At 75.5% G+C, this 17,761-nt stretch carries 15 protein-coding genes; 10 read left to right on the plus strand and 5 right to left on the minus strand.

Annotated features, from left to right (window positions below):
- Window positions 1–23: 23 nt before the first annotated feature.
- Window positions 24–1,406, plus strand: coding sequence for a type VII secretion integral membrane protein EccD (eccD, locus tag RMN56_RS13225; protein WP_313724078.1), 1,383 nt, complete (start codon window positions 24–26; stop codon window positions 1,404–1,406).
- A 62-nt stretch (window positions 1,407–1,468) separates the two neighbouring features.
- Here eccD and RMN56_RS13230 read toward each other — a convergent pair whose 3' ends face one another.
- Entirely contained in the window at window positions 1,469–1,975 is a 507-nt protein-coding gene (locus RMN56_RS13230; RefSeq protein ID WP_091266984.1) for an inorganic diphosphatase, read from the minus strand.
- Between the two features lie 597 nt (window positions 1,976–2,572).
- Here RMN56_RS13230 and dacB point away from each other — a divergent pair.
- From dacB to RMN56_RS13250, 4 genes are all read left to right on the plus strand, one after another.
- Window positions 2,573–4,084 (plus strand): D-alanyl-D-alanine carboxypeptidase/D-alanyl-D-alanine endopeptidase, encoded by a 1,512-nt coding sequence (gene dacB / locus RMN56_RS13235; protein ID WP_376787321.1) that lies wholly within the window; start codon window positions 2,573–2,575, stop codon window positions 4,082–4,084.
- A gap of 80 nt (window positions 4,085–4,164) precedes the next feature.
- Window positions 4,165–5,235: an Rv3626c family coenzyme F420 biosynthesis-associated protein gene (locus RMN56_RS13240; protein WP_313724079.1), complete on the plus strand. Its 1,071-nt coding sequence runs from the start codon at window positions 4,165–4,167 to the stop codon at window positions 5,233–5,235.
- Window positions 5,236–5,323: 88 nt separating this feature from the next.
- Window positions 5,324–6,334, plus strand: coding sequence for a tRNA lysidine(34) synthetase TilS (tilS, locus tag RMN56_RS13245; RefSeq protein ID WP_313724736.1), 1,011 nt, complete (start codon window positions 5,324–5,326; stop codon window positions 6,332–6,334).
- A 102-nt stretch (window positions 6,335–6,436) separates the two neighbouring features.
- Window positions 6,437–8,065 carry a gamma-glutamyltransferase family protein gene (locus tag RMN56_RS13250; protein WP_313724080.1) on the plus strand — a complete coding sequence of 543 codons (1,629 nt, stop codon included), beginning with the start codon at window positions 6,437–6,439 and terminating at the stop codon, window positions 8,063–8,065.
- On the opposite strand, the gene RMN56_RS13255 is transcribed toward RMN56_RS13250, so the two are convergent.
- Window positions 8,066–9,028, minus strand: coding sequence for a GlxA family transcriptional regulator (locus tag RMN56_RS13255; protein ID WP_313724081.1), 963 nt, complete (start codon window positions 9,026–9,028; stop codon window positions 8,066–8,068).
- A 150-nt stretch (window positions 9,029–9,178) separates the two neighbouring features.
- On the opposite strand from RMN56_RS13255, the gene RMN56_RS13260 reads away from it, so the two are divergent.
- The 4 genes from RMN56_RS13260 (at window position 9,179) to folE (ending at window position 13,079) form a co-directional block, all read left to right on the plus strand.
- Window positions 9,179–9,316: a hypothetical protein gene (locus tag RMN56_RS13260; protein WP_262282688.1), complete on the plus strand. Its 138-nt coding sequence runs from the start codon at window positions 9,179–9,181 to the stop codon at window positions 9,314–9,316.
- A gap of 99 nt (window positions 9,317–9,415) precedes the next feature.
- Entirely contained in the window at window positions 9,416–9,991 is a 576-nt protein-coding gene (gene hpt / locus RMN56_RS13265; RefSeq protein ID WP_262282689.1) for a hypoxanthine phosphoribosyltransferase, read from the plus strand.
- Between the two features lie 377 nt (window positions 9,992–10,368).
- On the plus strand, window positions 10,369–12,378 hold the full coding sequence (gene ftsH / locus RMN56_RS13270) for an ATP-dependent zinc metalloprotease FtsH (protein ID WP_313724082.1): 2,010 nt from the start codon (window positions 10,369–10,371) through the stop codon (window positions 12,376–12,378).
- Window positions 12,379–12,413: 35 nt separating this feature from the next.
- The gene (gene folE, locus RMN56_RS13275) at window positions 12,414–13,079 is read left to right on the plus strand and encodes a GTP cyclohydrolase I FolE (RefSeq protein WP_313724737.1); all 666 of its coding nucleotides are present in this window, start codon (window positions 12,414–12,416) and stop codon (window positions 13,077–13,079) included.
- Between the two features lie 55 nt (window positions 13,080–13,134).
- On the opposite strand, the gene RMN56_RS13280 is transcribed toward folE, so the two are convergent.
- Together RMN56_RS13280 and RMN56_RS13285 are read right to left on the minus strand one after the other, a co-directional pair.
- Entirely contained in the window at window positions 13,135–13,836 is a 702-nt protein-coding gene (locus RMN56_RS13280) for a hypothetical protein (protein WP_313724083.1), read from the minus strand.
- On the minus strand, window positions 13,833–16,346 hold the full coding sequence (locus tag RMN56_RS13285; RefSeq protein WP_313724084.1) for an FtsK/SpoIIIE domain-containing protein: 2,514 nt from the start codon (window positions 16,344–16,346) through the stop codon (window positions 13,833–13,835). The genes RMN56_RS13280 and RMN56_RS13285 overlap by 4 nt, the downstream gene beginning before the upstream one ends.
- A gap of 258 nt (window positions 16,347–16,604) precedes the next feature.
- Between RMN56_RS13285 and RMN56_RS13290 the strand changes: the two genes are divergently transcribed.
- The gene (locus RMN56_RS13290; protein ID WP_313724738.1) at window positions 16,605–17,162 is read left to right on the plus strand and encodes a hypothetical protein; all 558 of its coding nucleotides are present in this window, start codon (window positions 16,605–16,607) and stop codon (window positions 17,160–17,162) included.
- A gap of 4 nt (window positions 17,163–17,166) precedes the next feature.
- On the opposite strand, the gene RMN56_RS13295 is transcribed toward RMN56_RS13290, so the two are convergent.
- Window positions 17,167–17,757, minus strand: a complete 591-nt coding sequence (locus RMN56_RS13295; protein ID WP_313724085.1) for a hypothetical protein — start codon at window positions 17,755–17,757, stop codon at window positions 17,167–17,169.
- Window positions 17,758–17,761 lie beyond the last annotated feature (4 nt).

The raw sequence follows: 17,761 nt of genomic DNA on the forward strand, positions 1-17,761 counted from the left end.
CCGCTCGATATGGAGAGACATCGATGACAAGCGGGCTGGCCCGGGTCACGATCAGCGCCCCCCGGCGGCGGGTCGACGTGGCCCTGCCGGAGCAGGTTCCCCTCGCCGAGCTGCTGCCCGAGGTGCTCCGGCACGCCGGGGAGGGCCTGGCCGACGACGGCGAACGGCACGGCGGCTGGGTGCTGCGCCGCACCGACGGGGCGGTGCTCGCCACCGCGCAGGCGCTGCTGCCCCAGGGCGTCCGCGACGGCGAGGTGCTGCACCTCGTCCCGGCCCGCGCCCAGTGGCCCGAGCTGGAGTACGACGACGTGATCGAGGCGATCGCCGACGGTGCCCGCCGGCGCGGAGCCGCCTGGTCGCCCCGGGCCACCCGGGCCGCCGCGCTGGCCGGGGCGGGCGTCCCGCTGGCCGTCGGGCTGCTCGCCGTGCTGGCCGCCGGTGCCGGGCCGCACCGCGGCTGGCCGGTCGCCGCCGCCGTGGCCCTGCTCCTGGTGCTCGCCGCCACCGCCGCCTCCCGGGCCTACGGCGACGGCCCGGTCGGCGCCACCCTCGGCGGGTACGCGCTGCCCTGGGCCGCCGCGGCCGGCGCCCTGGCGGTCGGCTCCGGCGACCCGGTCGGCCCGTTCCGTCCGCTGCCCTGGGTCGGCGCGCCCGAACTGCTCGCCGGCTCGGTGGCGCTGCTGCTGGTGTCGGTGCTGGGCCTGCTCGGGGTGGCGAGCCGGTCCCGGGTCTTCCTGGCCGGCGCGACCACCGGCGCGGCCGGCGCGGCGGCCGGCCTCGGCGGGCTGTTCCTCGACCCGGCCGGCACCGCCGCCGTGCTGCTCTGCGCGCTGGTCTTCGCGCTCGGCGGGCTGCCGCTGCTGGCCATCCGGCTCGGCAAGGTGCCGCTGCCGCCGGTCACCCTGCCCGCGCCCGGCGTCCGTGACCTGCCCGACCGGGCCCGGGTGCACGCGGCCGTGGCCCGCACCGAGGAGATGCTGACCGGGATGCTGCTCGGGCACGCGGTGCTGGCCGTCGCGGCCACCGCGGTGCTCGTCACCATCGGCGGGCTCGCCGGTCGGCTGCTGGCGGCGGTGGGCTGCGGGGTGCTGCTGCTGCGCTCCCGGCTCTTCGTGGCGGTCCGCCACCGGGTGCCGGCCGTCGCCGCCGGACTGGCCGGGTACGCCCTGCTCGGCGCGGTGCTCGCCGACCGGTCCGGTCCGGCCGGCCGGCTGGCGCTGACCGTCGGCGGGCTGGCCCTGGCCCTGGTGGCCGTCGCGGCCGGCGCCACGTACGCCCGCCGGCCGGTCTCCCCGTACCTCGGCCGGCTGGCCGACCTGACCGACACCGCGCTGGTGGTCGCCGTGGTCCCGGTGGCCTGCGCGGTGCTCGACCTCTACGACCGGGCCCGCGGCCTGCTCGGCTGACCCGCACGCACGAGGGCCCGGGTCGCTCCGTGGAGCGGCCCGGCCCGTCGGCGTGGATCAGATCAGTGCAGGGTCTCGCCGCGCTCGGCGGCCTCCTTGGCACGCTGGTACGAGGCCACGATCTCGGCCTCGGCCTCGGTGCGGCCCACCCAGGTGGCGCCCTCGACCGACTTACCCGGCTCCAGGTCCTTGTAGACCTCGAAGAAGTGCTGGATCTCCAGCCGGTCGAACTCGCCCAGGTGGTGGATGTCCCGCAGGTGCTCCTGGCGCGGGTCCTCGTAGGGCACGCAGAGGACCTTGTCGTCGCCGCCCTTCTCGTCCGTCATCCGGAACATGCCGATGGTGCGGCAGCGGATCAGGCAGCCCGGGAAGGTGGGCTCGGGGACCAGCACGAGCGCGTCCAGCGGGTCGCCGTCCTCGCCCAGGGTGCCCTCGATGAAGCCGTAGTCGGCCGGGTACTGCGTGGAGGTGAAGAGGGTGCGGTCCAGCCGGATCCGGCCGGTCGCGTGGTCCACCTCGTACTTGTTGCGGTGACCCTTCGGGATCTCAACCGTGACGTCGAAATCCATCTCCCACGCTCCCTCGTTTGCCCACGCTGGCTGACGGAAACCAGTGGCGCCGCCCACCGGACGGGGTGAACGCTCCCCGCCGGCTCCGGCCGCCGCATAGTGTTCGGACCGAAGTAGTGTCACCCAAGGCGCTTTTGAGCGGGGGAGGAGGGGGTCGTGGGGAGGGAAGATTCACACTACCGCCCCGAGGGAGTTGACGGGCGCGGATCCGCGGGTCCCGCCTCCGGCGGGGCCACCGGCCGCGTCTCGATCCCCGGCACCAACCCCGCCCACCGCCCCGGGCCGGCCGCCGGGTCCGCCCCGGTGGGCCGCGCCAACCCCGGGGAGTACGGCCACCCCGGCCCGCGGGACCACGGCCACGCCGACCCCCGGCAGTACGGCGCCGCGTCGCGCGACCACGGCCACGCCGACCCCCGGCAGTACGGCCAGGCCGCCCCACAGGATCACGGGCGGGCCGCCCCACGGGACTACGGGCGGGCCGCACCGCGCGAATACGGGCACGCCGCGCCGCGCGGCTACGGGCAGGCCGCCCCGCAGGACCACGGGCCGGGTGCGGCCGCGCCGGTGAGCTGGCCCGGGTACGACGCGCCCGGCGGCATCCCGGTGAGCCCGCCGGTGCCCCCGGTCGGGGCGGCCCCGCCTCCGCCGTCGCCCCCGCCTCCGCGCCCGCGCCGCCTCCGGCTGGTCGCGGTGCTGGCCAGCGTGCTGATCGTCGCCCTGGCCGCGGTCGGGCTGGCCGTGGTCCGTCCCGGCCCGCTGGCCGGCTGGCTGGGCGGGGACTCGCCGACCGCCGCCGCGCAGTCGCCCGAGCCGGACCCGCCCGTCGTGCTGGCCGGCGCGGACGGCAACGCGCCGCTGCCCACCCCCGACGGGGTACGCGCCGCGCTCGAACCCCTGGTCCGCGCCGCTGCGCTCGGCGACCGGGTGAACGTCTCGGTGGCCGACGTGGCGACCGGCCAGGCGCTCTACGGCACGGGGCAGGACAGCCCGACCGTGCCCGCGTCGGTGACCAAGCTGGCGACCGGGGTCGCCGTGCTGGCGGCCCGCGGCCCGGCGTACCGGATTCCCACCCGGGCGGTCGCCGGCCCGACCCCCGGCGAGGTGGTCCTGGTCGGCGGCGGTGACCCGACCCTCGCGGTCGACAAGAACGGCTTCTATCCCGGCGCGGCCCGGCTGGACGACCTCGCCGCCCAGGTGCGCAAGGCGCTCGGCGGCACCGCCCCGACCAAGGTCACCGTCGACTCGTCCCTGTTCAGCGGCCCCGTGTACGAGCCCGGCTGGGACTCCGACATCCCCACCGGCGGGTTCGGCGCGGCGATCACCGCGCTGATGACCGACGGCGCGCGGCGGGACGCGGCGGAGGCCCGGCGCACCGCCGAGGCCACCAACCACGCGGCCGAGCGGGTGCCCCAGCCGGACCTGACGGCCGGACGGCAGTTCGCCAAGCTCCTCGGGCTCTCCGGAGCCGACGCCGAGGTGAAGCGGGGCACCGCGCCCGCCGCCTCCGGCGAGACGGCGTCCGGGACGCCCGCTCCCGGCGCCGAGCTGGGCAAGGTCCAGTCGCTGCCGATGGTCCGCCTGGTCGACATCATGATCAGCGACAGCGACAACGTGATCGCCGAGGCCATGGCCCGCCAGGTCGCGCTCGCCAAGGGCAAGCCGGGCTCGTTCGCCGGTGGCGCGGCCGCCACCGACCAGGTGCTCGGCGAGCTGGGGCTGCCGGCCGACGAGATCAGCCTGGCCGACGGCAGCGGGCTGTCCCGCACGAACCGGATCAGCCCGTCGCTGCTCACCGACCTGATCACGCTCGCCGGCAACGGCAGCCATCCCGACCTGGCCGCGATCTTCGGCGGGCTGCCGGTGGGCGGCTGGTCCGGCACCCTGGACGAGCGCTACCAGGCGGCGGTGACGAAGGCCGGCGCGGGCGTGGTCCGGGCGAAGACCGGGACGCTCAGCGGGGTGAACGCCATCGCCGGGCTGGTGACCACGGCCGACGGCCGGCTGCTCACCTTCGCCGTCCTCACCGACCGCACCCCGGACACCCTCGACGAGACCCGGCAGGCCCTCGACCGGATCTCCTCGGCGCTGGCCGGCTGCGGCTGCCGCTGACCGTTCCGCCCGGTGCGGCCGGCGTCGATCGGCGCTCGTGAGCCCGGGTGGGGGTGTCGCGGCGCGGGTACGGTGGGTTCATGGCGCAGTTCGTGGACTGGGATCTGGCCGCCGCGACCGCGGGGGCGCTGGGCAAGTCGGGCCCCCGGGTGTCGTACGCCGAGGCCACCGACGTGGTGGGCGAGCTGCGCCGGCTGACCGAGGAGGCCGCCGGTCACGTCGCTGACTACACCGGCCTGCGCCCCCAGGTCACCCACCCGCCGGTCCGCGTGGTCGACCGCCGGGACTGGGCGGCCGCCAACATCGCCGGCCTCCGCGAGGTGATCACGCCGCTGGTGGACCGGCTCTCCGGCGACAAGCGCCCCGGCCCGCTCACCGAGGCGATCGGTTCCCGGCTCACCGGGGTGCAGGCCGGCACGGTGCTGGCGTACCTGTCCGGCCGGGTGCTCGGCCAGTACGAGGTCTTCGCCGGTGACCCCGGCCAGCTGCTGCTGGTCGCCCCGAACATCGTCGAGGTGGAGCGGAAGCTGGGGTGCGATCCCCGGGACTTCCGGCTCTGGGTCTGCCTGCACGAGGTGACCCACCGCACCCAGTTCACCGCCGTGCCGTGGATGCGGGCGTACTTCCTCAGCGAGGTGCAGGCGTTCGTGGACGCGTCGCAGGGCGGCGAGCACCTCCTGGAACGGCTGCGCCGCGCGGTGGCCACGCTCTCCGACGCGGTGAAGGACCCGGACAGCCGGGCCAGCGTGCTGGACATCGTGCAGACCCCCGCGCAGCGGGCCGTGCTGGACCGGCTCACCGCGCTCATGACCCTGCTCGAGGGGCACGCCGAGTTCGTCATGGACGGCGTCGGCCCGCAGGTCATCCCCAGCGTCGAGTCGATCCGGGCGGCGTTCAACCGCCGCCGCGAGTCCGGCAACGCGCTGGAGAAGGCGATCCGCCGGGTGCTCGGCATCGAGGTCAAGATGCGCCAGTACGCGGAGGGCCGCAAGTTCGTGCACGGGGTGGTGGACCGGGTCGGCATGGCCGGCTTCAACAAGATCTTCTCCTCGCCGCTGACCCTGCCCCGGCTCGACGAGCTGGGCGACCCGGACGCCTGGGTGGCCCGGGTGCACGGCGGTGCGGCGACCATTCCCCCAGCCGCCGGCTGAGTTGGTGAGCGCGAGGAGTGAGCCGGGGTTGCGAGCCCCGCAGTCGCGAACGAAGACGAGCACCGTGAGCGCGAGGAGTGAGCCGGGGTTGCGAGCCCCGCAGTCGCGAACGAAGACGAGCACCCCTGTTGCCCCGCCGGTCGCCGCCGTCCGGCTCGCCGTGCGCCGGGCGTTGACCGGGCTGCCCGGGGCCGGGCCGGTGCTGGTCGCCTGCTCCGGCGGTGCCGACTCGCTGGCCCTGGCCGCGGCCACCGCCTTCGTGGCGCCCCGCCTCGGCCGCCGGGCCGGCCTGGTGACCGTCGACCACGGCCTGCAACCCGGCTCGGCCGAGCGCGCCGAGACCGTGGCCGGCTGGGCGCGCGACGCCGGTCTCGACCCCGTCGAGGTGGTTCCGGTGCGCGTCGCCGGCCGGCCGGGCGGCCCGGAGGCGGCCGCCCGGGAGGCCCGGTACGCCGCCCTGCTGGCCAGCGCCCGCCGGCACGGCGCGGCCGGGGTGCTGCTCGGGCACACCCGGGACGACCAGGCCGAGACGGTGCTGCTCGCGCTGGCCCGGGGCGCCGGCCCGCGCGGCCTGTCCGGCATGCCGCCCCGCCGCGAGTGGGACGGGGTGCCGCTGCTGCGCCCGCTGCTGGACGTCTCCCGCGACGACACCCGGGGTGCGTGCGCCGCGCTGGGGCTCACGCCCTGGGCGGATCCACACAACGCCGACCCCGCGTACGCCCGCTCGCGGGTCCGCGCCGACCTGCTGCCGGCGCTGGTCGAGGCGCTCGGTCCCGGTGTGGTGGGCAACCTGGCCCGGACCGCCCGGCTGCTGGCCGCCGACACCGCCGCCCTGGACGACCTCGCCGCCGCCGCGCTCGCCGAGGCCCGGGCGGCCGAGGGTGGGCTCTCGGTCGACGCTCTGGTCGCGCTGCCGGCGGCCGTCCGTACGCGGGTGCTGCACGCCTGGGCCCGGGAGCTGGGCGCCTCGCCGGCCGCCCTGTCGCACCGGCACGTGGCGGCGCTGGACGCCCTCGTCACGGACTGGCACGGGCAGGGTCCCGCACACCTGCCCGGCGGCCTCTGCGTGCGCCGCCACGGCGGCCGCCTCACCACCTGACCCCTCCGGCGGTGCCGCGTCGATCCACCAGCTCGGCGAGGTGGCGGTATCCCAGGCCGACCCGGGGTCGCCGGGAGCCGCCGGAGGCGGTAGACAGGGCTCATGGCGTACCCCCGGCAGCCGCTGCTGGCCCCCCACGGCGCCGTCGCGACCAGCCAGCCGCTCGCGGCGGCCGCGGGTCTGGCCGTGCTGCGGCGCGGCGGCAACGCCGTCGACGCGGCGCTGGCCACCGCGATCACCCTGACCGTGGTGCAGCCGCCCTCGAACGACATCGGCGGCGACCTGTTCGCCCTCGTCTGGGACGGCGAGCGGCTGCACGGCTTGAACGCCTCCGGCCGCTCCCCGGCGGCGCTGACCCGGGAGGTCGTGCTGACCGCGACGGGCGGGCGCGGTGCGGCGCCGGTCGACGCGCTCGGCGGGGCGCAGGGCGACGGGCCGGCCGTGCCGGCCCGGGGCTGGCTTCCGGTGACCGTGCCGGGCGCCCCGGCCGGCTGGCGCGACCTGCACGAGCGGTTCGGCTCGCTGCCCTTCGCCGAGCTGTTCGCCGACGGGATCGGCTACGCCGAGCACGGCTACCCGGTGGCCCCCGGCACGGCCGCCGCCTGGGCGCGCGGGGTCGCCGCGCACGACGCGTTGACCGGGGCGGAGCACGCCGAGTTCCGCCGGGTGTTCACCGTGGGCGGGCGCGCCCCGGGGGCGGGCGAGTGGTGGCGCAACCCCGCCGCCGCAGGCACGCTGCGGCGGATCGCGGAGAGTGGGGCGGTGGACTTCTACCGGGGGCGGATCGCGGCGGCGATCGACGACCACGCGGCCCGGACCGGCGGTTTCCTGACCGGCGACGACCTGGCCCGGCACGCCTCGACCTGGGTCGACCCGGTCTCGGTGCGCTACCGGGGGCACGAGGTGTGGGAGCTGCCGCCCAACGGGCAGGGGATCGCCGCGCTGCTGGCGCTCCAGGTGCTCGACGGGGTGGATCTGGCCGCGCTGTCCCCCGAGGAGCGGCTGCACTGGCAGATCGAGGCGGTGAAGCTGGGCTTCGCCGACGCGCACGCCCACGTGGCCGACCCGGAGCGGGCCGACGTGCCGACCGCGGCGCTGCTCGACCCGGGCTACGCGGCGGTCCGCCGGGGCCTGGTCACCGGGCGCGCGGGCGACCCGGTGGCCGGCAAGCCGGAGCGCGGCGGCACCGTCTACCTCTGCACCGCCGACGCGGGCGGCATGATGGTCAGCCTGATCCAGTCGACCTACCTGGCGTTCGGCTCGCACGTGGTGGTCCCCGGGCACGGGTTCGCGTTGCAGAACCGGGGCCTCGGCTTCCGCCTCGACCCCGACCACCCCAACGTGGTGGGGCCGGCGAAGCGGCCGTTCCACACGATCATCCCGGGGTTCCTGACCCGGGACGGGGCGCCGGTCGGCCCGTTCGGCGTGATGGGCGGGCACATGCAGCCGCAGGGGCACGTGCAGCTCGTGTCGGCCACCGTCGACGCGGGGCGCAACCCGCAGGCGGCCCTGGACACCCCGCGCTGGTACTGGCACGCCGGCCGGACGCTGCTGGTCGAGCCGGATCTCGACCCCGAGGTGGTCGCTGGCCTGCGGTCCCGGGGGCACGAGATCACCGTCGCGGCCGAGCCGTCGGTGTTCGGGTACGGCCAGGCGATCTGGCGGGCGCCCGGTGGCGGCTACACGGCCGGGTCGGAGTCCCGGGTCGACGGCGCGATGCTCGGCTGGTGATCAGGCGCCCACCCGCTCCCGGAACGTGGTCCGGTACGCGAGCGGGGTGGTGCCGACCCGCCGGGTGAAGTGGTGCCGCAGCGCCGCCGCGTCGCCGAACCCGGCCTGGTCGGCGACGCTCTCCACGCTCAGCCGGGTCTCCTCCAGCAGCCGCCGCGCGAGCAGCACCCGCTGGTTGGTCAGCCAGTCGTGCGGCGTCGTGCCGGTCTCGGCCCGGAAGCGGCGGGCGAAGGTGCGGGGCGCCATGCCGGCCCGGGCGGCCAGCTCGTCCACGGTCACCGTCCGGTCCAGGTGCCCCATCAGCCACTCCAGCACCGGCTCCAGGGTGGGCGCCTCGGGCGCCTTCGGGATGGGCGCCTCGACGTACTGGGCCTGGCCGCCGTCGCGGTGCGGCGGGACGACCATCCGCCGGGCCAACCGCGTGGCCGTGGCCGAGCCGTGCGCTTGGCGGACCAGGTGCAGGCAGGCGTCGATGCCGGCGGCGGTGCCGGCGCTCGTGAGCAGCCGCCCGTCCTGGACGTAGAGCGAGTTGCAGTGCACCCGGGCCGCCGGGAACCGCTCCTGCAGGTCGTCGACGTGCCGCCAGTGGGTGGTGCAGTCGCGCCCGTCGAGCAGCCCCGCCGCGCCGAGCACGAACGCCCCGGAGCAGACGCTGAGCAGCCAGGCGCCCCGGTCGGCGGCCCGGCGCAGCGCGGCCAGCACCGGCTCGGGGACCGCCGTCATCCCGTCCCCGTGGGCGGGCACGGCCACCAGGTCGGCGTCCTCGACCGGGGCCAGGTCGGCGGTCGGGGTGAGCAGGAAGCCGGACCGGCTGCGGACGGGCCCGCCGTCCACCGTGCAGACGTCGAACCGGTAGCCGGGGAAGCCGTCGGCCGTGCGGTCGGTGCCGAACACCTCGGCGACGACACCGAGTTCGAACGCCGCGACCTCTTCGAGGGCGACGACGGCGACCGATCTGAGCATGTGACGAGGGTAACCCCACGGGTGGCAGGAAATCGAGGCTCGGTGGCATTCCTGCCACTGTCCGGCGGGGGCGGCGGCCCGCAGACTCGATGGTGTCCGGTGCGCACCGGCGGCGAAAACCACCTCAACCATGCGAAAGCGAGCGCCGCCATGACCGTTCTGCTGCTCCTGCTCTTCCTGCTCCTCCTCGTCGCCGCCAGCGCCTTCGGCCTGACCGCCGACACCCGGGACTCGGCCGACTGGAAGCCGACCGAGGACGGGCGCCGCTGGCGCTCCGGCACCTGCTGAGGTGATTTGCTCCATCTGCGCCGTCAATCCTCGGCGGGACCGCGCCAAAAGGGGCGGCCCCGCCGACGGAGGCCATCTGGCGTACGGCAGGCTAGGAGCATGGCTGACGGCTCCTGGTACGACGCCGACATCGACCACGTGATCATTTCCGAGGCGCAGATCCGCGAGAAGACCGCGGAACTGGCCAAGCAGGTCTCGGCGGACTACGCCCACGTCGAGGACGGTCTCCTGCTCGTCTGCGTGCTCAAGGGCGCGGTCATGTTCATGGCCGACTTCGCCCGCGCGCTGGGCCGCCAGGGCCCGCCCGCCGAGCTGGACTTCATGGCCATCTCCTCGTACGGGCAGGGCACCACCTCCTCGGGCGTGGTCCGGATCCTCAAGGACCTGGACCGGGACATCGCCGGCCGGCACGTCGTGGTCGTGGAGGACATCGTCGACTCCGGTCTGACCCTCTCCTGGCTGCTGCGCTACCTGGAGTCGCGCTCCGCGGCCAGCGTCGAGGTGGTCGCCCTGTTCCGCAAGCCGGACGCGGTCAAGGTGCCGGTCCCGGTGAAGTACGTCGGCTTCGACATCCCGACCGAATTCGTGGTCGGCTACGGCCTCGACTTCGGCGAGCGCTACCGCGAGGTGCCCTACGTCGGGGTGCTGAAGCCCGAGGTCTACGCCCGGGCCTGACCCCGGCGCCCGGCTGGTCGTCAGCCGACGTTCAGCGGGCTCTCAGCCTTCCGGTCTACGGTAGAGGCCGGTGACGTGGAGGCACCCTCCATGCCCGACCCCTCGAACCGCGTGACCGTGCGGTCGGGTGGCGGGTGGGGAGCTCCCCGCCACGCCGGCTCAAACCCGGGTTCGCCGTACGCGTAAGTGCCGGGCTCGCAAGCTCACATCTGGCGCGAACGGTGTACCGTCGAATGACCGCGGCGCGGCAGTTGAGGCGCCCCGGGGTCGGGGCCGGCCCGCACGGCGGCTGCGGCCGCCGCCCGAGGCGGCGACACCATTCAGACGGTCAGGACGTCGATCAGGAGGATGCGGGCGCCTCGGTGCCCGACAACAGCATGGAACGTACGCGTTTCTTCCGCCGACCGGTGGTCTGGATCATCCTGGTCATCCTCGGCGCCGTTGTGCTCAGTCAACTTTTCACGGCTGGCCCGAGCTACCACCGCGTGGACACGTCGGTGGCGCTGGACCAGCTCCACACCGCGAAGATCAACAAGGCGGTCTTCCAGGACAAGGAGCAGACGCTCCAGCTCGACCTGGCCCAGAAGACGAAGTTCGGCGACACCACGACCGACCGGATCGAGGCCCAGTTCCCCTATGAGGTGGGCGGCCAGGTCTGGAACGAGGTCCTGGACGCCAAGGCGGCCAACCGGGTCACCGGCCCGGCCGACACCAAGGTCTCCTCGGACAGCATCTGGGTGAGCCTGCTGGTCAACCTCCTGCCCATCGCGCTGCTCGTGCTCCTGCTGCTGTTCTTCATGTCGCAGATGCAGGGCGGCGGCTCGCGGGTGCTCAACTTCGGCAAGTCCAAGGCGAAGATGATCACCAAGGACACGCCGAAGACGACCTTCGCGGACGTGGCGGGGGCGGACGAGGCCGTCGAGGAACTGCACGAGATCAAGGACTTCCTGCAGAACCCGGCGAAGTACCAGGCCCTGGGCGCCAAGATCCCGAAGGGCGTGCTGCTCTTCGGCCCGCCCGGAACCGGTAAGACCCTGCTCGCCCGCGCGGTCGCCGGCGAGGCCGGCGTGCCGTTCTACTCCATCTCCGGCTCGGACTTCGTGGAGATGTTCGTCGGTGTCGGCGCCAGCCGGGTCCGCGACCTCTTCGAGCAGGCCAAGTCGAACGCGCCGGCGATCGTCTTCGTCGACGAGATCGACGCGGTCGGCCGGCACCGCGGCGCCGGCATGGGCGGCGGCCACGACGAGCGGGAGCAGACCCTCAACCAGCTGCTGGTCGAGATGGACGGCTTCGACACCAAGGGCGGGGTCATCCTGATCGCCGCCACCAACCGGCCGGACATCCTCGACCCGGCGCTGCTGCGCCCGGGGCGCTTCGACCGGCAGATCCCGGTCGACGCCCCCGACATGGAGGGCCGCAAGGCCATCCTGCGGGTGCACGCCAAGGGCAAGCCGTTCACGCCCGACGTCGACCTCGACTCGGTCGCGCGGCGCACCCCCGGCTTCAGCGGCGCCGACCTGGCCAACGTGATCAACGAGTCCGCGCTGCTCACCGCCCGCAAGGACCAGCGGGCGATCACCAACGACTCCCTGGAGGAGTCGATCGACCGGGTGATCGCCGGTCCGCAGCGCCGGACCCGGGTGATGAGCGACCAGGAGAAGAAGATCACCGCGTACCACGAGGGTGGGCACGCGCTGGTCGCCTGGGCGCTGCCGCACGCCGCGCCGGTGCACAAGGTGACCATCCTGTCCCGGGGCCGGTCGCTGGGCCACACCCTGGTCCTGCCGACCGAGGACAAGTACACCCAGACCCGGGCCGAGATGATCGACACCCTGGCGTACGCGCTGGGTGGCCGGGCCGCCGAGGAGCTGGTCTTCCACGAGCCCACCACCGGCGCCGGCAACGACATCGAGAAGGCCACCCAGCTGGCCCGCGCGATGATCACGCAGTACGGCATGAGCTCCAAGCTCGGTGCGATCAAGTACGGCACCAGCGGTGACGAGCCGTTCCTCGGCCGGAACATGGGCCACGAGCGGGACTACTCGGACGCGGTGGCCGCCGAGATCGACGGCGAGATGCGGGCGCTGATCGAGCTGGCCCACGACGAGGCCTGGGAGATCCTGGTGGAATACCGGGACGTCCTGGACAACATCGTGCTCGAGCTGATGGAGAAGGAGACCCTCTCCACGGCCGACATGGCCCGGATCTGCGCCCGGGTGGCGAAGCGCCCGCCGATGGCCCCGTACCACGGCTTCGGCAAGCGTCAGCCCTCCACCGAGCCGCCCGTGCTCACGCCCGCGGAGAAGGAGACCCTCAAGGCGCAGGCCCAGGCCGACGGCGCCGCGGTCGGCGGGGCTCCCTCGAACAACTCGGACGGTACCCACTGACCACCGACCCGACGGCCAGCTCCCCCCACCGGGAGCTGGCCGTCTCCGCGACCGAGCCCGACGGGGACGACGCGCTCGACTACGTCGCCGCGCGCCTGATCAGCGGCAAGCTGACCGGGCGGCCGGTGGAGGAGAGCGTCGACCTGGCCCGCATCGAGAAGGCGGTCCGGGAGATCCTGATCGCGGTCGGTGAGGACCCGGACCGGGACGGCCTCCGGCAGACGCCGGCCCGGGTGGCCCGCGCGTACGCGGAGCTCTTCGCGGGCCTGCGGGTGGACCCGGCGCAGGTGCTCAGCACCACCTTCGAGGCCAACCACGAGGAGTTGGTGCTCGTCCGGGACATCGACGTGATGAGTCTCTGCGAGCACCACCTGCTGCCGTTCCGAGGCAGCGCGCACATCGGCTACATCCCGGGGCCGGACGGCCGGATCACCGGCCTGTCCAAGCTGGCCCGGCTCGTCGAGGTGTTCGCCCGGCGCCCGCAGGTGCAGGAGCGGCTCACCTCCCAGATCGCCGATCTGCTCATGAACAAGCTGGCGCCGCGCGGCGTCGTGGTGGTGCTCGAGTGCGAGCACATGTGCATGGCGATGCGCGGCATCCAGAAGTCCGGCGCCAAGACGATCACCTCGGCGGTTCGGGGCACCCTCCAGCACGACGCCAAGTCGCGCGCCGAGGCGATGTCCCTGATCATCCCGCGCTGACCGCACCGACACCGGGCCCTTCCCCCACGGGAGGGGCCCGGTGCCGTGTCCGGAGTCAGCCGGCCAGCATGGCCAGCAGCAGGCCGGCCGTGGTCAGCACTGCCGGGACCAGGCAGACCAGCGCGCCGAAGCGCGGCGTCCGGTCCACCCGGTCGGCCGGGCGGGGCCGGAACAGCCGCCCCACGGCCAGCCAGCCCAGCATGAACGCGACCGCCGGCAGCGGCAGCCCCACTACCAGCGCGACCACCGTCACCGGACCCGTGCCGGCGACGAGGAGCAGCGTGAGCTGGATGAGCGGCACCACCAGCGCCAGCGGCCCGTAGACCAGCAGGTTGCGCGGATACGCCGGCCAGCGGGCCAGCCGGGGCAGGCCCCGCGCGGCGAGGCTGTCGTCCGCCGCGTCCGCCCAGCCCCGGGCCGTCCGCAGGGCCGCCAGCACGGCCGCGGGACCGGCCGCCATCGGCCGGGCCGCCTCCGACACCTCGGGGGGCGTCGGCACCAGCGAGATCGCCGGGACGCCCAGCTCCCGCAGCCGGGACTGCTGCGGGGCGAGCCGCTCACGGACCGCGGTCAGCTCCTCCCGGGCGGCCGCCACGGACCGGGCCTGCTCGCCGGCGGCGGTCGCCGCGGCCCGGCGTACGCCGTCTAGCTGCCGGGCGGCGGCCACGTAGTCCGCCCAGGCCGCACCGGCCGGGTCCAGGTCGACCGTCGGGCCGCCGGACCGGGGCGCGGGCACCGCCGTGCCGGTCTCACTCATGGGGCGTCCTCCCCGAACGGGACCAGCACCGTGCCCTGCTCGCCCGGGCCGTCCCAGAGGACCGCCCGGCCCGGCCGGGGTCGCCAGAGCGTCGGCCGGTCGAAGAGCTGCTCCAGCCGGCCGCCCGGCACGTCGGTGACCACCACGGCGGTCAGCTTGTCCACCTCGCCCTCCGGGCCGAGCAGCCCGGCCAGCGGCGCCGCCGTCCGCCACCAGCCGAGCAGGTGCCGGCCGGCCGGCGGCCCCTCCAGCAGCAGCGCGCGCAGCAGCTCGGGGGGCAGTTCGGTCGCGTCCGGCACGTCCAGCCCGAACACCACCAGGTAGCCCGGTTCGTCGGCTGCCATCGCCGCCCGCAGCCCGGTCACGTCCACCGTCTCCACCCGGTGCCGGCCGGCCAGCTCGGCGGCGAGCACGCCGGCCGGCTCGGCCGACCCGTTGGCCAGCGGCGCCAGCACGAACCGCGCCGCGCCGGGGTGGGCCGCCGCCGCGCTGCGCACCGCCGTGACCAGCAGCCGCTCGGCCTCCTCGTCCCGGCCCAGCACCGCCAGGTTCCGGCCGGCGGCCGGCCCGAGCGGCACGGCCACCGTGGAGCGTCGGACGTCCACCGCCCGGCCGAGCAGCGCGGCCGGCGCGTGCGCCCGGCCGGCCAGCGCGGCCCGGTGCCGGGGATCGTTGGCGAGCAGCGGGCGGGCGAACCCGGCGAAGACCACCGGCGGGGCGGCCCCCTCGGGCCGGGCCGACCAGAGCCGGTGCCGCAGGTCCGCGAGGACCGCCGGGTCCTCGTGCGGATCGGGGAACCGGATCATCCGCTCGTGGCCCCGGGTCGCGCCCCGCGGGCCGCCCAGCCCGCCGGCCGTGTTCACCACGGCGGTGCCCACCGGCAGGCCGGCGGCCGAATCGTTGGTCGGCTCCAGGACGGCCGAACCGCCCGGCAGCGCCACCCGGACCGGGAACTGGCCGAGCAGCGGGTCGCGCGGGCCGCCGATGCCGAGGTCGCCCTCGCCGGCCAGGACCAGGTGGATCCCGTACGACCGGGCGGCGCGGGCCAGCCCGTCGAGCCGGGCCAGCAGGTCGGCGGCGAGCCGGTCCCGCTCGCGCAGCAGCAGCGGGAAGTTGTCGATCACACAGACGATCCGGGGCAGCGACTGGTGCTGGCGCAGCTCGGCGTAGCGCTGCCCGCCGGCCCGCCGGGCCGCCTCCTCCCGGCGGTGCAGCTCGGCCTCCAGCACGCCGAGCAGGTCCGCCACGTACTCGCGGTCGGCGGCCATCCCGGCGGCCCGGACCTGCGGCACCCAGGACCGGTCCCGCTCGGTCTGGAGGAACTCCACGAAGGACTCGCCGTCGTCGAGGTCGGCCAGGTAGAGGACCAGCTCGTCCGGGCCGTAGCGGGCCGCCAGGCCGAAGAGCGCGTCGGTGAGGAACGCCGACCGCCCGGCCTGCGAGCGGCCACTGACCAGCCAGTGCGGGGTCAGCTCGGTGAAGCCCAGGCTGACCGGCCGGCCGGCGGCGTCGCCGACCGTCGTGGTGAGCCCGTCGACCGAACCCTCCGCCCAGAGGTCGCCCTCGGGCAGCAGGTCGGTGAGGGCCAGGCGGGAGCCGTCCTCGATCTGCCGGGCCAGCCGCCGGCACACCCCGGCGACCAGCTCGGCGGCCGGATCCTCGTCGAGGAAGACCGGGCAGTTCAACCCGCCCGGCGACTCCGCCCCCGGGCTGCTGAACCCGGCAGTGGGTGGGTCGCCGACCAGCGCGTACGCGGTGCGCACCGCGAGCGGGGTGGCCTGCGGCAGCGGCACCCCGGCGGGCCAGCCGGCCACCACGAGGTGCAGCCCGGCCCGGGGACCCTGGGCGGCCAGCTCGGTGAGCCGGTCGAGATCGGACGGTGCGGCCCCGTCGGGCAGGGCGGCCACCATGAGTAGCAGCGTGCGGTCGTGCCCGCGCTGGCGGGCGGTGCCGGCGGCCACCCACTGCTCGGCCTCGGCCAGCACGGCCCGGAGCCCGGCCTGGTCGGTGGCGGACGGCGGCAGCAGACCCGCGTCGGCCAGCGCCGCGTACCCGGCGAAGGTGTCGCCCGGGGCGCCGTCGACCGCGCGGGCCAGCAGGGCGCCGGCCGGACTGGCCGCGAACAGCCGCAGCAGCAGGGCCCGGAGCAGTCCGGCCACCCGCGGGTCGCCGGCGTCGGCGTCGATGCTCAGATGTCCACTGCCGAGCAGCGGCACCAGTGCGGGGAACCGGGCGTCGTCCAGCGGCGCGGCGGCGCCCACCCGGACGAAGGCGGGCGGACCGTCCCCGGGCGGGGCCGTCGGGGTCAGCGTCTCCAGCGGGTCGCCGGCCCAACCCGGCGCGGCGACCGCCGCCGCGGCACGGAGCCGCTCGGCCAGCTCGTACTGTCGGTGGTGGTCGGCGGGGGCGGGCCGGATCTCGTCGAGGATCCCGGCCGCCGCGGTCGCGGTGGCCTCGGCCCTGCGGTGCAGCGCGGCGGCCCGGCCGGCGCGCGCCTTCGGACTCGCCACCCGTCCACCTCTCTTCCCGAGGCCGACATCTCCTCCCCGGTGGTGACGGTATCCCAGCCGGCGGCCGTCCTCCGGGATGTCGGTCGGCGCGGTGTCCGGCCTCCGCGGTGAGCAGCCTCACCCGCCAGGGGTTCGCCACGGCCTTCATTCGGACGGAGCGCCGCAGGGCGGTGCGGAGGCCGAACTATGCCGCAGATCCGCCAGTTCTGAGGCATTGGGTACGCGGCGCGCAGCCGATAGCCTCAGGAGGTGGAATCAGTGCAGCCCCCCGCCGGTTCCCAGGTCTCCCGCGTACCGGCGCAGCGGACCCCGCCGGAGCAGTCGGTGCCGCTCGCGCCCGCTCCGGCGCCGGTACCCCCCAAGCGGCGGCTGCGGACCGTGCTCGCCGTGGTCGCCGGGGTGCTGGCCCTGGTCTGTGCGGGCGGCGGCATCGTCGGGTTCGTGCTGTACGACCGCGCCACCGCGCCCGACCGCAGCGCCCCAGATGTGGTGGTGGCCAACTACATCCAAGCGTTCATGGCGGACCGCAACGACACTAAGGCGCAGGAGTTCACTTGCGAGGGTCCGACCGATTTCGACGGCTTGCGGGCAGTGCGGGATGATCTAGTAGCGCGCGAGAAGAGATTCGACACGACGATCTCGGTGAGCTGGGGCGCGTTGAGCACCGAAAAGTCTGGTGATGAGGCCCTTGTTCAAGTCGACCTCATAATCTCGGCCTACGTCGACGGAATCTCCCAGAGTGACCGGCAGGCCTGGCGGTTCAAGACCAGGCGAAGCGACGGCTGGGGCGTCTGCGCGGCCGAGCGCATCGGCTGAGGCCCTACTCCAGCCAGAGCAGGTGCACCGGAACCTCCAACGTGGTCGGCGCCTGGCCGCGCCAGGCCCATCGGTACCACTCCAGTTCCGGGGCCACCCGGACGCAGATGTCCCCGTCCGCGCCCGAGTAGGTCTCGGTGACCGCGCGCAGGTCGCGCCGCTCGGTCGACCCGGCCACGTGCACGACCCGCCGACCCGTGACCGCGTCGGCCTCGAACACCGGAGTCGGTGGGCGCCGGGTGGGCACGTCGAGCGAGACCAGCCGGATGCCCGACTCGGCCGGTGGTCGCCGCTCGCCCACGGTCTCCACCCAGACCCGCTCCACCGGGACCAGCGGCGCGAAGACCTCCACCTGCTCGGACTCGGCGCGGTACCACTCGTGCTCGGGGATGACCGGCACGTAGGTGCGGCTGCCCTGCACGACCCGTTCGTCGGCGCGCAGGTCGCCGCGCCAACCGAGGCCGGGCAGGCCGACCAGCACGCGGCGGCCGCGCAGCTCGATCCGGCCGGTGGCCGGGACGACCTCGACCGGGCGGGGCGGCTGCGGGGCCCAGTCGGGCCGGTCCGCGAAGGGGTCGGGCAGCGGGTTGCTCATGTGC

The sequence above is a fragment of the Micromonospora halotolerans genome (assembly GCF_032108445.1).
Lineage (GTDB): Bacteria > Actinomycetota > Actinomycetes > Mycobacteriales > Micromonosporaceae > Micromonospora > Micromonospora halotolerans.